Here is a 15,718-nt window from a genome sequence, read left to right as displayed (position 1 = left end):
CTGGTTACATCTCGGTGGGAAGCGAACATCCGTTGGACCACCAGGAGGCGAGGGCAAGTTGGTAGAACGAACCGGAAGCCGTCTCGAATAGGACGCCAGGCCTCGACCGCCCAGGAGCTTCTCAGCGTCGAGGAGAAGCTCACTTCACACAGCCCAAATCGATTGACGGTTCTAGCCTGACATGGACGTCTTCAATTTCCGCAACCAGATCATCGGCGACTACGGCAGATACGTACGCAGCTTTCTCATCATCAACGACGACCGCATTGATCGCCTGGTGAACAGAGAAATGGAGGATGGCTTTCTTTGGCCCGATCCACTGATCCAGCTGAACCCGTCGTTCGAAGCGGGCGAGTCGCTACAAGAGTTGATCGAGGCCGGAGAACTTCACCCGGAGTGCATCAATATCTTCCGCGACAAGGGAAGCGACGGAAGCGTCGGCGACCCCTATCGGCTCCACCGGCACCAGATTGATGGCATTCGGGCAGCACGGGCTGGCGACAACTACGTGCTTACGACGGGGACAGGTTCAGGGAAGAGCTTGGCCTACATCGTTCCCATCGTGGATCACGTCCTTCGCTGCGGAAGCGGGAAAGGGATCCAAGCCATCATCGTCTACCCGATGAACGCGCTTGCCAACAGCCAGATGGGTGAGCTCGAGAAGTTTCTGCACCGGGGTTATCCCTCGGGGAGACCACCCGTCACCTTTCGCAGGTATACCGGCCAAGAGACGGACGACGAGCGCAAGGAGATCATCGCCAATCCCCCGGACATCCTGCTCACAAACTATGTGATGCTCGAGCTCGTTCTGACCCGGCCATGGGACTATCAACTCATCAAGCACGCGCGAGGCCTCCAGTTCCTGGTCTTGGACGAGCTTCATACTTACCGAGGCCGGCAGGGTGCTGATGTGGCGATGTTGGTACGGCGGCTTCGGGAGGCGTGTCACGCACCGGAGCTACTCCACGTCGGAACGTCCGCGACGCTTGCGGGTGAGGGCACCTGGCCCGACCAGCAGGCTGAGGTTGCCGAGCTTGCCTCGTTGCTCTTTGGGGCCCAAGTCAAGACGTCGTGCATTGTTGGGGAAACTCTTCGCCGTTCGACCCCAGAGCACCAACCCGAGGATCCGGCGTTTGCGGAGCGCCTCCGCGAGCGCTTGAGGTCCGGCGCCGCGCCGCCCCCCGGCGACGCGCGCGCCTTCCTTGCTGACCCTCTCTCGTCTTGGATTGAGTCCACACTCGGCCTCCAACTGGAGCCTTCATCGGGCCGCCTCGTGAGGTCCAAACCTCGGGCTCTCACCGGCGACGGAGGCGCCGCAGCGTCGCTCTCAGAGCTGACCAACATTGAAGAACGCGTCTGCGAGGATCGCCTCCAAGAGAATCTCTTGGCGGGCTACTCCTCGCGCAACGAGAACGGCCACCCTCTCTTCGCGTTTCGATTGCATCAGTTTGTTTCCAAGGGTGAATCCGTGTATGCGTCTCCAGAGCCCGAGGGCGCCCGCTATATCACTCTTCAGGCCCAGCAATTTGTCCCGGACAGTGCGCGCGAGAGAGTTCTGCTTCCCCTCGCGTTCTGCCGGGAGTGTGGCCAGGAGTACTACACGGTTCGTCGCGGCAAGGGCGAGGACGGTAGGACCGTCCATATACCCAGAGCCGTCTCGGATCGCCTCGACGATGACGATGGCGAGGCGGGCTATCTCTACATCAGTGAAGCAGCGCCCTGGCCTGACGACGCGGCGGAGTTCATCCCCAAGCTTCCGGACGCCTGGCTTGAGAGCAGGGGTGGAGAGTTCAGGGTAAAGCCAAACCAGCGAAAAAACCTGCCTGGCAAGGTGTTCCTTTCGAGCACCGCCGTTGAAGGTGACGGGAATCAGGTGGCTTGGTGGGTCCCGACGCCCTTTCGTTTCTGCCTGAACTGCGGTGTGGCGTATGGGGCGCACCAACAATCCGACTTCGGCAAGCTCGCGACGCTCGGCTCAGAAGGGCGAAGTACTGCAACCACCGTGATGACGCTCTCGGCAATCCGCCAGCTGCGCACGGACAGGGAGTTGGAGCCTGGTGCGCGAAAACTCCTGAGCATTACGGACAATCGGCAGGATGCTTCTCTGCAGGCTGGTCATTTCAACGACTTCGTCGAGATCGCTCTACTTCGTTCCGCCCTCTGGCGGGCTGTAGACCTCGCCGGCGAGGATGGCGTCCGTCACGACCGGCTCACGCTTCGTGTCTTCGAGGCGCTCGACCTGCCTCTCAGCCTCTACTCGCCTGACCCCGGCATCAAGTACGCCGCTCGCGAAGAAACCGACCGCGCGTTGCGAGAGGCGCTCGGCTACTTCCTCTATCGAGATCTGCGTCGCGGGTGGCGCGTCACTTCGCCAAACCTGGAACAGTGCGGCCTTCTCGATATCGACTACCTGTCGCTCGGAGAGTTCTGCGGCACGCCGGAAGAGTGGGATTCGTGTCATCCTGTGCTGGCTCATGCAAGTACCGCGGATCGCGAGAAGGTCTGCAAAGTTCTGTTGGATTTCATGCGACGCGAGCTCGCGATCCGGGTGAGCTTTCTCGATCCCACCGATCAGGAGAGTACGCGTCAGCTTTCTCGCCAGAGGCTGATCGCTCCCTGGGCGCTTGACGATCTTGAAAAGCTCGAGCGGAGCAGAGTTGTCTTCCCGCGCGCCAAGGGAGCTTCGAGGAAGGGCACAGATCATTTCGTCTACATCTCACCGCGCGGAGGGCTGGGTCTGTACCTCAAGCGCCAAGGGACGTTTCAAGACTGGCACGATCCGCTCTCGATGGAGGACATTGCAGAGGTCATCCCCCAGCTCTGTGAGCAGCTCACCATCCCTGGTCTCGTTCACCGCTCGATGGACCCCCGCGAGGAGGGAGATGTCGGTGGCTATCAGATCAACGCCTCCGCGATGATCTGGCGCGCCGGTACGGGCTCCAGAGGATTCCACGATCCCGTGCGAGTTCCGCGCGAACCCAAACGCGGCCTTCGCACCAACCCGTTTTTTACCGGGTTCTACAGGGGTGAAACGAACGATCTCAAGAATCTCAATGCGCGCGAGCACACTGCGCAGGTGCCGGGTGATGTGCGAGAGCGACGGGAAAGCGAGTTCCGAACCGCGAATCTCCCGATCCTGTATTGCTCGCCCACGATGGAGCTCGGAGTCGACATTTCCCAGCTGAACGTGGTGAACATGCGGAATGTTCCGCCGACGCCTGCCAACTACGCACAGCGGAGCGGTCGAGCCGGCCGCAGCGGGCAGCCTGCGTTCGTTTTTTCCTACTGCACCGCGGGCAGCCCCCACGACCAGTACTTCTTCAAGCGTCCGGCTAGCATGGTTGGGGGTTCGGTCACGACACCGCGGCTCGACCTGGGAAACGAAGACCTGGTGCGGGCCCACGTGCACGCGATTTGGCTTGGTGCCACGAATCTCGCGCTAGGTAGCTCGCTGCGTGAGGTGCTGGATGTGAACGGCGACGAGCCTTCACTCGAAATCCTTCCGGCGCTGGCTGATGCGTTGAACGACGTCCGAACACGCGATCTCGCGAGGGTTCAAGCTCAAGCATCCCTCGGAGAGGCCATCGCAGAGCTGGTGTCGCCCGACGGTGACCCGGATGAGTGGCTTGACAGGGTCCTTGCCCAGATCCCTTCGAGCTTTGACAATGCCTGCGCTCGTTGGAGGGGGCTCTACAACTCGGCCCTCAACCAGTCGAAACGTCAACAGCGAATCATCCTCGATCCGTCGCGGGATCCGAAGGATAGAGAGAGCGCCCGGCGCCTTCGGGGCGAGGCAGAAGCCCAGCTTCGGCTTCTGCTTGAGACGGCGGAATCGAGGCATTCGGACTTCTACAGCTATCGCTATTTTGCGAGCGAGGGCTTTCTTCCGGGGTACAACTTTCCGCGGCTTCCGTTGTCGGCCTTTTTGCCTGGCAGGCAGCAGAAGGGGGGCAATGACGAGTTCCTGACCCGCCCCCGCTTCCTCGCCATCAGCGAGTTCGGCCCTCGGGGCATCATCTACCACGAGGGTTCGCGCTACGTGATCAACAAGGTGATCCTGCCGATCGATGGCGAGGATGCCAGCGTCAAGAGGCGCGCGATCCAGTGTGAAGCCTGCGGTTACATCCATCCCCTGAAGGACGAGCCGGGGCCGGACCTCTGTGAGAATTGTGACACCGGGCTCCCGCCGGCATACGACAACCTCTTCCGGATGCAGAATGTCTCAACCAGGCGACGAGATCGAATCAATTCCGACGAGGAGGAGCGCCTTCGTCTGGGCTATGAGCTCAAAACCGGTGTGCGGTTCGCACAGCGGGGTGGTGTCGCTTCTTCTCGGCAAGCCCAGGTGGTATCAGAAGAGGGCGAGCTACTGGCGACCTTGGTCTATGGGCACGCTGCAACGCTCTGGCGCATGAACCTGGGCTGGCGCCGACGCAAGGAAAAGGACCAAACAGGCTACGTGTTGGACATCGAGCGGGGCTATTGGGCCAAGGGCCAGGTCGCAGACGATGATCCTGAGGATCCTCTGTCGCCGCGAACCGAGCGTGTCGTTCCGTACGTGGAAGACACTCGCAATTGCATCCTGGTCCGACTCGAAGGCAGCTTCGACACCAAACAGATGGCTTCTCTGGAGGCGGCGCTCAAAATCGCGATCCAGGTGCAGTTCCAGCTCGAGGATCGTGAGCTCTCGACCGAGGCCTTGCCGAGTGCTGAGGACCGACAGCAGATTCTTCTCTATGAGTCCGCAGAGGGGGGCGCAGGGGTGTTGCGGCGGCTTGTGGAAGATCCGAAGGCAATTCCCGCAGTAGCCCGACTGGCCCTGGAGATTGCCCATTTCGACCCTGACAATGGTGAAGACCAGCGCCATGCAAGGGGTGCGCGGGAGACCTGTGAGGCCGCCTGCTACGACTGCTTGCTCTCGTACTTCAATCAGCGAGATCACCGGCTAGTCGATCGGCATCTCCTGCCTGAGCTGCTGGCCCCATGGCTGACGGCGAGCATTCGAACATCGCCCGCTCCAATGCCGCGGGAGAAGCAGGTGGCCCGCCTGCTCAACCTTTGCCAGTCGGGGTTGGAACGAGAGTGGGTCCACACGATCGACCGGATGGGCCTCAGGCTTCCCAGTGATGCCCAGCAGCTCATCGAGGATTGTGGAGTTCGCCCTGACTTCCTCTATCGGCGTGAGGGCGCGGCCATCTTCGTCGATGGCCCCCACCACGACACGGCTGAACAGCAGGCCACGGATGCTGAGCAGCAAGATCGTCTTGAGGATCATGGTCTGACTGCCGTGAGGTTCCATCATGGGGCCGATTGGGATGGCGTGATCCACCGCTACCCAAGCCTGTTTGGTACGCCCAGCGCCGCGACGGAGCCGATCCCGGCCCCTGTCGCGTCAGACGAGTTCGATCCCGAAGACTTCGACGCCACGTGGAGAGAGCTCTTGAGTGATCTCGCAGCCGAGCCGGGAATCACCGTCGAAGCTGGCGAAGAGGTCATGCAGGATGGGCGAGTCGTAGATCTGGATCTCGCAACTGTGAGGCGAGGTGAGAGTGTTCTACGTCTCGTAGACGGAACAAGGGCGTCTGCAGAGCGGGTCGCGCAGGCTCTCGGATCGCAGGGGCATCGCGTGGAGTCAGTCTATCCTGACGAGCCAGACCTGCTCCAGAAGGTCATCTCGGCTCTGGATCAGTAGCCGTGCCCGCTAGCGTCATCATCGCTCCGCAGCTGTTTCAGTCGATCGCGCAGCTCCCGGCAGCCGATCAGGCACGAGTCATCGAGTTTGTCGGGACCTTTCAGGCCAACCCCGCTCATCCGAGCCTCCGGCTCGAGCGTGTGAACAGGGCACGATCCAGGGGTATCTGGTCGGGCCGCGTGGGAAGGGGCGTTCGCGCGATCCTGTACAAGGATGGAGATACGTGGGCGATTCTTCATGCAGCCAAACACGATGACGCGTACGACTGGGCCGAGCGGCGTGAGGTCGGCCGGCACTCGGTCACGGGGTCGCTCCAGATTGTGGAATCCGTCGAGACGGTTCGAGAAGTCGAGCGGGTCATCGAGGTACTGGTCCAGCCTCAGCAGGCTCCAGTCTTCGAAGCGAGCGACGATGACTATCTGCTCTCGCTAGGAGTCCCAGAGACCTGGCTTCCTACCCTTCGACAGGTTCGAGACGACGACCAACTCCTGGTCGTATGCGAGAAATTGCCCCCGGATGTCGCGGAGCGGCTGTTTGACGTCGCAGCAGGCGAATTCGTGACACCTCCGGCGCCGCTGCCCCCCGAGCGACCGGTCATTGAGGCGACGGACACGCAGCGCCGCTTCTACCTTGTAGAGGATGCGGAAGGGCTGGCAGCCGCTCTCGAAGCGCCAATGGAGCGGTGGATCGCGTTTCTTCACCCCTCGCAGCGCGCGTTGGTCGAGCGCGATTTCGCTGGGCCGGCCAAGGTTTCGGGATCGGCCGGCACTGGCAAGACCGTGGTGGCAATGCATCGCGCTTGCAACCTTACCCAGCAAGGAGAGGAGGTCCTCCTCACCAGCTACGTCACAACGCTTTGCGAGAATATCGAGCGGAATCTCCGGCTGCTCTGCACTCCGGCCGAACTCGAACGGATCAACATCTCGACCGTCCACAAGCAGGCGCTGGCAATCGTGAACCAGGTCGCGCCGAGAATGCGGCCGGCTCAAGATGACGACATTCGCAGCCTCCTCGACCAGCTGCGGATTCGCCACGCACCGGCCTACGAGAAGAAGTTTGTACAGGCGGAATGGGACAGCGTCGTCCGTCTCCAGGGAATCGATTCCTGGGATGAGTATCGTGGTGCCCGGCGCACTGGGCGTGGACGAGGCCTTCCGGTCAAGGAGCGCAAGGTGCTCTGGCAGGTCTTCGGGGGAGTCCTCGAGGCGCTCGAGGGGCGGGGCTTTCTGGACTGGACAGGCCTGTGTCGCCGAGCGGAGGAGTATCTCAATGAGGGGCGTGCAAGCAGCCCCTACAGCGCTGTCGTCGTAGATGAGGTTCAGGACCTGAAGCCAGCCGAGTTGCTGTTCCTCAAAGCACTCTGCGCGGCAAAGCCGGGCAACTTGATGCTATGTGGCGACACGGGCCAGCGGATCTACCCCGGAGGTTTTAGCCTCAGCGCGCTCGGAATCGAGGTCCGCGGTCGATCGACGGTGCTAAGAATCAACTATCGGACGACTGAGCAGATCCGGCGGCTGGCCGACCGTATGCTTGGAGAGCTCTCCGATGATATGGATGGTGGCGGGGAAAGTCGGCGCGGCACCCGGAGCCTTCTGCGCGGTCCGGTGCCCCAGTTGGCCGGGCACAGATCTGACGAGGTTGAGCTTTCAGCGGGCGTTGCCGAAGTCCGCAGGTGGCTGGGCGATGGTCTCGCACCCGAGGCGATCGGCATCTTCTCGCGGACGAACAAGCGCATCGAGGCGCTGTGCGATTCTCTGTCGGAGGCCGGGATTGCGTGGCGGCTCCTCTCAGAGAACGAACCAGGTGCCGCGGGCGCAGTGCAGCTGGGGACCATGCACCGGGCGAAGGGACTGGAGTTCAAGGCCGTCCTCGTGATCGGCTGTGCTGACACGGTCGTCCCCAGTGCGGGTGTGTTGCGGGGCATGGACGACCCACAGGATCGCGAAGCGGCTGAGGCACGGGAGCGCCGGCTGCTGTATGTGGCAATGACTCGCGCCAGGGACGAGCTGACGGTGAGCTGGACCGGAACGCCCAGTCGGTTCCTGGCACCCTTGCTCAAGAGGGAGGAAGAATCGCAATGAGCTTCGATGTAGGTGCCCTAGTCAAGGTCCGAGGGCGCGAGTGGGTCGTCTTGCCTGAGAGCAATGAGGACGAGAGCATGCTCATTCTCAGGCCCCTTGGCGGGACCGAAGATGAGATCACGGGCATCTACCTGCCGCTCGAGGCCGACGATGTGAAGTCGGCCGAGTTCCCTCTGCCGGACCCGGCTGCCGACATGGGAAACCAGCTCTCATGCGGCCTCCTGCGCGACGCAGTTCGCCTGGGCTTCCGCTCCGGCGCGGGTCCCTTCCGCTCCCTGGCACGGATTGCCGTAGAGCCCCGCCCCTATCAGCTCGTTCCGCTCTTGATGGCGCTCAAGCTCGACCCGATCCGGATGCTGATTGCCGACGACGTCGGAATCGGCAAGACCGTCGAAGCCTGCCTGATCGCCAGAGAACTGATCGATCGCGGGGAAGTTCGTCGCCTCACTGTGCTCTGCCCACCCCATCTGGCCGAGCAGTGGCAGCAAGCGCTCAACGAGCAGTTCCATATCGATACCGCGCTCGTGCTCTCCGGCACGGCCGCTCGGCTGGAGCGCGACTGCCGGCAGGATGAGTCCCTCTTCGAGCGCTACCCGTTCACGGTCGTATCGACCGACTACATCAAGAGTGATCGGCGCCGCCACGAGTTCCTTCGTACGTGCCCCGAGTTCGTTATCGTGGATGAGGCGCACACATGCACGGCCGCGATCGGCACGAGCGGTAGCCAGAAGCGGCACGAGCTGCTTCAGGCCTTGGTCGAACCCATGAAGGAGGAAGGTGCCGCACGGCACCTGGTGCTGGTGACCGCGACACCTCACAGTGGGAAGGACGAAGCGTTTCGTTCGCTGCTGTCGCTGCTCGATCGAAAACTCCTGGACCTCCCGGAGGACCTCTCCGGAGACAAGAACCGCCGCAACCGCGAGCTGCTCGCCAAGTACTTCGTGCAGCGGCGTCGGAGCGACCTCAAGGCCTATCTCGATTCGACCACACCGTTTCCCGAACGCGAGATTGCGGAAGACCACTATTCGCTGAACCCGAAGTACCGCGCGTTCCTCGACAAAGTGCTGGCCTACTGCCGCGAGACCGTCCTCGACGAGACCATCGACAAGCGCCGTCAACGGGTTCGCTGGTGGTCTGCCCTCGCCCTGCTGAGAGCGATCTCCTCTAGCCCCGCTGCCGCGGCCGCCACCTTGCGGAACCGCTCTGGCGCCACTCAGGGTGAGACCGCTGATCAGGTGGACGAAGAAGGAAGGCGCGCGGTCCTCGATCAGGACGACGAGAGCTCCGAGGGGATGGATGTCGTCGCGGGGAGCGATACGGGCGACGAGGACAAAGTCGCCCACCGGCGGCTCCAGCAGCTGGCCAGCCAGGCGGACGCTCTCGCCGTGAAGGACGATGCGAAGCTCGCCAAGGCCCTGGAGCTGGTCGAGAAGTTTCTCGAAGACGGTCACGCTCCGATTCTGTTCTGTCGCTTCATCCCGACTGTGGGGTACGTAGCCGACTACTTGCGAAAGAAGCTCGACAAGAAGGGCGTTGTGGTCGAAGCCATCACCGGCAAGCTCGTCCCCGATGAACGTATCCGCAGGGTCGAAGCACTCGGCGAGAACGAGAAGCGCGTGCTCGTCTGCACGGACTGCTTGAGCGAAGGCATCAACCTCCAGCAGGGTTTCGATGCCGTCATGCACTACGACTTGGCATGGAACCCGACGCGCCACGAGCAGCGCGAAGGCCGAGTCGATCGCTACGGCCAGCCCAAGAAGAGGGTGCGCACGCTGACCTTCTACGGACACGACAACCCGGTGGATGGCGTCGTGCTGCAAGTGCTTCTTCGCAAACACAAGGCCATCCACAAGCAGCTCGGGGTCACGGTGCCCGTGCCGATGGACACCCGCGTCATCGAGGACGCCATCCTGGAAGGCCTGCTCCTTCGCGAGCACGACACCTCCCAGCAGATCAACTTCGACTTCCTGGAGCCCATTCACAAGCCAGTGGATGTGCAATGGGATGCCGCCGTCGAGCGCGAGAAGAAGAGCCGCACGCTCTTCGCCCAGAACCAACTTCTCGCCGCCGTCAACAACGAGGTCCGCACGGAGCTCGACGAGGTGCGCCGGGCCATCGGTGGCGAGGCGGACGTCGAACGCTTCACACGGGTTGCGCTGCAATCACTTGGAGCGGTGGCGTCCGATGGCGCCCCCCTCGAAGTCAAGCTGGGCGAGACACCCCGTGCCCTGAGGGACGCCATCGGCCGAGAGGACGAGATCAGCGTCGTCTTCTCCGGCCAGCCGCAGAAGGGGGTGGAGCTCCTCAGCCGGACTCATCCCGCCGTCGAGGGCATCGCCTCCTATGTCGTCGAGACGGCCCTCGACACCAACTTGGACGGCCCCGGCAAACGCTGCGGTGTCGTGCGCACTGCCGCGGTCGCACGCCGCACGACCCTCCTCCTCCTCCGCCTGCGCTTCCACATCGTCAACCAGGGCCGAGACGGCAAGGAGCGCCCGCTCCTTGCAGAAGACCTCGCGCTCGTAGGCTTCACCGGCAGCCCCGACAAGGCAGAGTGGCTCCCGCCCGAAGAGCTCGAGCCGCTTCTCGAAGCCGAGGCCACGGCGAACATCGGCCCCGATCAGGCGCGGGATGCCACCGCCCGAATCATCGACCGGCTCGATCCCCTGCTCCCCTACCTCGATCAGGTCGCCACCGAGAGGGGTGACGCGCTGCTCGACGCCCACCGGCGCGTCCGCAAAGCCACGAAGAGCGGCGTCCGAGCCCTGAAGGTCGACGTCCACACCCCCGCCGACATCCTCGGTGCCTACGTCTACCTCCCCGTCCAGAACGCAGGGGGTGAAGCGTGAGCCGCGGCAACCACCAGTTCAGCTCGGTCAAGACCGAAGGCGGCCTCCTCCCTCAGGACATCCTCGCCCGCATCCAGTCCGGCGACCCCGAGCTGGAAGGCACGAAGGCCGAGACCTATCACCTGGGCGCCCACGAGCGCATCGGCGAAGCCGCTAACCAGGCGTGGAGCCGCCTCGTCTCCTCCTGGCACGCGTTCCAGGAAGCCCTCGCCAAAGAGCCCGAAGACGCCCCCGCCATCGGTCTCACCCGCGACCGCTGGCTGCTGCCCCTCTTCGAGATCCTCGGTTACGGCCGGCTGCCCAAGGGCACCGCCACCGAGGTCGAAGGCAAGAGCTACGCCGTCTCCCACACCTGGCACCACTCGCCGATCCATCTGCTCGGCAGCCGCGTCGACCTCGACACGCGGCAGAAGGGTGTGGCTGGCGCCGCCACGTCTTCCCCGCACGGCCTGGTGCAGGACTTCCTGAACCGTTCGGACGCCCATCTCTGGGGCTTCGTCACCAATGGCTACCAGCTGCGCGTCCTGCGCGACCACCACAGCCTCACGCGCCAGGCCTACGTGGAGTTCGACCTGCAGGCCATCATGGATGGTGAGCAGTACAGCGAGTTTCTGCTGCTGTGGCTCGTCTGCCACCAGAGCCGGGTCGAAGCGGACAAGCCCGAGGAGTGCTGGCTCGAGACCTGGGTGAACATCTCGCGCGTCGAGGGCGTGCGCGCCCTCGACAAGTTGCGCGACGGGGTGGAGAAGGCCATCGAAGCCTTCGGCACGGGCTTTCTCGCCCACAAGGCGAATACGCGTCTCAAGGCGGCCCTCGAGTCGGGCGAGCTCGACAGCCAGGAGTACTACCGCCAGATCCTCCGCCTCGTCTACCGGCTCATCTTCCTCTTCGTGGCGGAGGAGCGCGATGCGCTACTCGACCCGAACGCGACGGAAGAGGCTCGAGAGCGTTACCGCCGCTACTACGCCACGCGGCGAATCCGCGATCTCGCCGACAAGCGTCGCGGCAGCGCCCATGGCGATCTGTGGCGGGGCATCGCTTTGGTGATGGAGAAACTTGATGACGGTTATCCGGAGCTGGGGCTTCCGGCGCTGGGAAGCATGTTGTGGGGGGAGGAAGCCTGTCCGTGGCTGATGTATGCGGAGTGCGCGAATGAACATGTGTTGAGGGCCGTGCGGCTTCTCTCGCACATTCAGGATGGAAAGATTCGCTATCCGGTCAACTGGCGCAACGTGGGCGCGGATGAGCTGGGAAGTATCTATGAGGGGCTTCTAGAGCTTCACCCAAGGATGAACAAGGAAGGCGCGACGTTCGAACTGGACACTGCTGCTGGTCACGAGCGCAAGACGACCGGCAGCTACTACACACCGACTTCGCTGGTGGACTGCCTTCTCGACTCCTCACTCAGCCCGATCCTTGATGAAGCATGCAGAAAGTCGGACCCAGAAGCGGCGGTACTTCAACTCAAGGTGTGCGATCCCGCATGCGGATCCGGGCACTTCTTGGTGGCCGCAGCGCGGCGCATAGCTAAACGACTCGCTTCGGTGCGGTCCGGAGACGATGAAGCCAGCCCGGTACAAGTACAGAATGCACTGCGCGACGTGGTGGGGCGTTGCGTTCATGGCGTCGATCTGAATCCAATGGCCGTCGAGCTTTGCAAAGTCAGTCTATGGATGGAGGCAATCGAGCCGGGCAAGCCGCTGTCCTTCCTCGATTCCCACATTCAGTGCGGCAACGCCCTTCTGGGCGCGACGCCAGCGCTAGTGGCCGGCGAGATTCCTGACGAGGCCTTCAAGCCAATGGAGGGAGACGACAAGGACGTCGCGAAACGACTCACGAAGCGAAATCGAGATGAGCGTTCCGGACAGGCCACTCTTTTTGGAGGTTTCGCTGGTGACCCGACTGCAGCGTACGGGTTGGTGGCTTCACGAGTCGCGCAGGTCGAGGCGGCGGCAGACGAAGACATCGAAGGAGTTCGACAAAAAAAGCGACTCTGGGATCACCTGGCGCAATCGTCCGAATACAGGGAGAGCCTCTTTCGAGCCGATGTCTGGTGCGCGGCTTTCGTCTGGCCCAAACAACCGGGCGACCTGGAGAACGGAGCGCCAACGCAGGACCTGTGGCTGAAGATCTTGCAGGATACCTCCGCGGCACCTCGCGTGACACGGTCGACAGTTCGCGCGCTAGCGCGACAGTACGGCTTCCTTCATTGGCACTTGGCCTTTCCTCAAGTATTCGGTGAGCCGACCGCGGCCGGATCCGGATCCGACACTAGTGGATGGGTAGGGGGCTTCGACCTCGTAATTGGAAACCCGCCATGGGACCAAATTCAATTTCGTGAGCAGGAGTTCTTTGCGTCATCCGCCCCGGAAATTGCGAACGCTCGATCCGGCGCCCAACGCAAGAAATTGATTGAGAAGCTAAAAGCCGAGGATGCTGCTCTGTTTCAGGATTTTCAAAGGGCCAAAGCGGAGGTTGATGGGACCCGCCACATCTCGAATGTTTCGGGGAGTTTTCCTAATACGGGTTGCGGCCGCATGAATACCTACGGACTGTTCGCGGAACGGACCAAATCCATTTTGGGACCATCGGGTAGAGCAGGACTTGTCTTGCCTTCGGGCATTGTGACCGACGACAGCACGAAAGCGTTCTTTCAGGAGTTAGTAGACGAAGGGCGGCTGGTTAGTGTGTTCGACTTCGAGAACCGTCAGAAGCTATTCCCGGATGTTGATAGTCGGATGAAGTTCTGCCTTCTGACAATGACTGGCTCGGAACGGCCTGTGGCAGACGGCGCTGAGTTCGTGTTCTTCGCTCAGTCTGTGGAAGACTTGGATGACACCGAGCGCCGCTTTCGCCTCAGTGCGGAGGACATCGCACTACTCAATCCAAACACTCGCACGTGCCCGACCTTTAGAGACGTTAGGGATGCACGGATCAGCCTGGCTACACACCGACTGCTCGGCGCCTTTGATAGCGAAGCGAATCCGTCAGCGGAATCCTGGAATTTCAAGAGTAAGCCGGGTTTGTTCAACATGTCCCACGATTCCAAACTGTTTCGTGATGCTGAAACGGCCGGAAATACTATTCCACTCAGAGAGTACGGTCACAATGAAGGCAGTCTTCAGGGCTGGCTCCCGCTGATCGAAGCAAAGATGACGGGCTTCTTTGATCACCGTGCTGCTGGAGTGGTGATCAGTAAGACTGCGGCGATTCGGCAAGGGCAGCCTTCGCAGCTATCGGCGGCGGAACACGAACGTTGCGATCTAGTTGCAGCTCCGCGCTACTGGGTGCGTGCGGAGGAGGTCGATAAGGCGATTTCTTCAGCTTGGGACAAGAGATGGTTGATAGGTTGGAAGCAGGTCACCAGTCCTACGAATCACCGGACCCTCATTCCGGTTCTGACTCCGTTGTATGGTGTTGGTCACAGTATATATGTGGCGCTAATCGAACCGTCGAACGGAGTACCCTCCGGTGTTTCTGCTGCCGGGTTGTTGGCGTGCTGGAGCAGTTACGTCTGCGACTATACAGTTCGATGCAAACTCGGTGGCGTGAACCTTACGCCATTTACGATTCGCCAGCTTCCGACAATTTCGCCCAGTACTCTTTGCGTTGAACCTGAGTTTGACTCGATCGATTGGGGCACTTGGATCTGTCAACGCGTACTTGAGCTCTGTTACACCGCCTGGGACCTTGAATCGTTCGCGCAGGATTGCGGTTACAGCGGTCCGCCGTTCCGCTGGAATGAAGCTCGCCGCTTCTTGCTCTCCTGTGAGCTGGACGCTGCCTTCTTTCACCTCTATGGCATCGAACGTGACGACGTCGATCACATCATGGAGAGCTTTCTCATTGTAAAGAAGAAGGATGAAACTGCTCACGGCGATTACCGCACCAAGCTTCAGATCCTTGAGATATATGACAGGATGCGGGTGGCTATCGAATCGGACGATTCGTATCAGACGATTCTAGACCCGCCCCCCGCTGATCCGAACGTTGCCCACCCGGAGGACACTCGCATCGATCGGGTAGGTGCCGAAGCATGATCGCCGGGTCACGCCGTCTCCCGACCGAGCACCTCTCCATCCGGGTGCCGTGGCACGACAGCGGCTGGAGCGGGGCCGTGTGCGCGAACCCGGGAAGGAATACCGCCTGCCGCTCGCTGACCCGCATCGCCCAGTCCAAGGACGACACCTCGGAGAATGAGATCGCCGGATGCGCGTTCGCTGAGCTCGCTTCGAACAAGCTCCCGCCGTGTGTGGAAGAACGCGCCGGATTCATGGCCCCCGTTCCACTTACGCTCACCAAGCGTCATCCCTACGTGAAGAGCAGCGTGGATTCGCATGGTCACTTTGCACCGACGCATTGGACGACGCAGCCCTTCAGCGCGGCCTGCATTCCTTTTCGCTGGATGCTCAAGGAGAACTCTGCTGAACTCGCAGGCTGCTACCAGCTTGGGTTCCAGGACGATAGAGAGCCTGAGCTGAGCTTCAAGAAGGGGACGGCTTGGGTCCAGGAGCGGGCGAACCAGCTCGTCATGCTCGACACCTTCTTCGGCGCCGTGCGGCCCGAGGAGTCCCTGTGCTTTTTCTATGCCAAGGACACCCCGCTCTCCTCGTCGAGTGCCCGCGTGATCGTCGGCGTGGGCCTCGTGCGCTCCGTGGGCGAGCACGTGGAGTACGAGTACACGACGCCGATTGAGCAGGCGCCGCTCCGTGGTGTGCTCTGGGAGCGGAACGTCGAGCACTCCATCCGGCCCGGCTTCGAGGATGGATTCCTCTTCCCCTATCGACAGCTCTTCGACCTGGCCATGGAGAAGGGGCTCGACCCCGAGCAGTTTGTCGCCTTCGCCCCCGACGAGGCCTTTGGGAGCTTTTCCTACACCTCCGAACACGTGTCGCACGACCACGCCATCGCCTCGGTGCTGGCGTGCATGCGCACCCTCGATCGGATGAGCGAGGTGCTAGTCCCTTGTATCGACCAAAGGCGGAAGTGTTGTCATGCTAAGCACTGCGTCCCCCGCAGCCAATCGGTTCTCGCCGTGTCGCGGGCCGATTCATGGGGCCCGTATGTCGAAGAAGCGGTATCGGATTGACTTGACG

General features: G+C 61.9%; 5 protein-coding genes. All 5 read left to right on the top strand.

The genetic code is table 11. From position 1 onward, the window contains the following. Window positions 1-181 precede the first annotated feature (181 nt). Genes GY937_07570 through GY937_07550 form a run of 5 tightly spaced genes read left to right on the top strand, consistent with a single transcriptional unit; the run spans window position 182 to window position 15,711 of the window. Window positions 182-5,692 carry a DEAD/DEAH box helicase gene (locus tag GY937_07570; protein ID MCP5056574.1) on the top strand — a complete coding sequence of 1,837 codons (5,511 nt, stop codon included), beginning with the start codon at window positions 182-184 and terminating at the stop codon, window positions 5,690-5,692. Between the two features lie 2 nt (window positions 5,693-5,694). After that, window positions 5,695-7,773, top strand: a complete 2,079-nt coding sequence (locus GY937_07565; GenBank protein MCP5056573.1) for an AAA family ATPase — start codon at window positions 5,695-5,697, stop codon at window positions 7,771-7,773. After that, window positions 7,770-10,622 carry a DEAD/DEAH box helicase gene (locus GY937_07560; protein ID MCP5056572.1) on the top strand — a complete coding sequence of 951 codons (2,853 nt, stop codon included), beginning with the start codon at window positions 7,770-7,772 and terminating at the stop codon, window positions 10,620-10,622. The genes GY937_07565 and GY937_07560 overlap by 4 nt, the downstream gene beginning before the upstream one ends. Further along, window positions 10,619-14,662: an N-6 DNA methylase gene (locus tag GY937_07555; protein MCP5056571.1), complete on the top strand. Its 4,044-nt coding sequence runs from the start codon at window positions 10,619-10,621 to the stop codon at window positions 14,660-14,662. The genes GY937_07560 and GY937_07555 overlap by 4 nt, the downstream gene beginning before the upstream one ends. Further along, window positions 14,659-15,711, top strand: a complete 1,053-nt coding sequence (locus GY937_07550; protein MCP5056570.1) for a hypothetical protein — start codon at window positions 14,659-14,661, stop codon at window positions 15,709-15,711. Before GY937_07555 ends, GY937_07550 begins: the two co-directional genes overlap by 4 nt. Window positions 15,712-15,718 lie beyond the last annotated feature (7 nt).

The sequence above is a fragment of the bacterium genome (assembly GCA_024228115.1).
GTDB lineage: Bacteria > Myxococcota_A > UBA9160 > UBA9160 > UBA6930.
The sequence above is the reverse complement of the archived record's forward strand: the minus strand, read 5'-3'. Positions and strand labels throughout refer to the sequence as shown.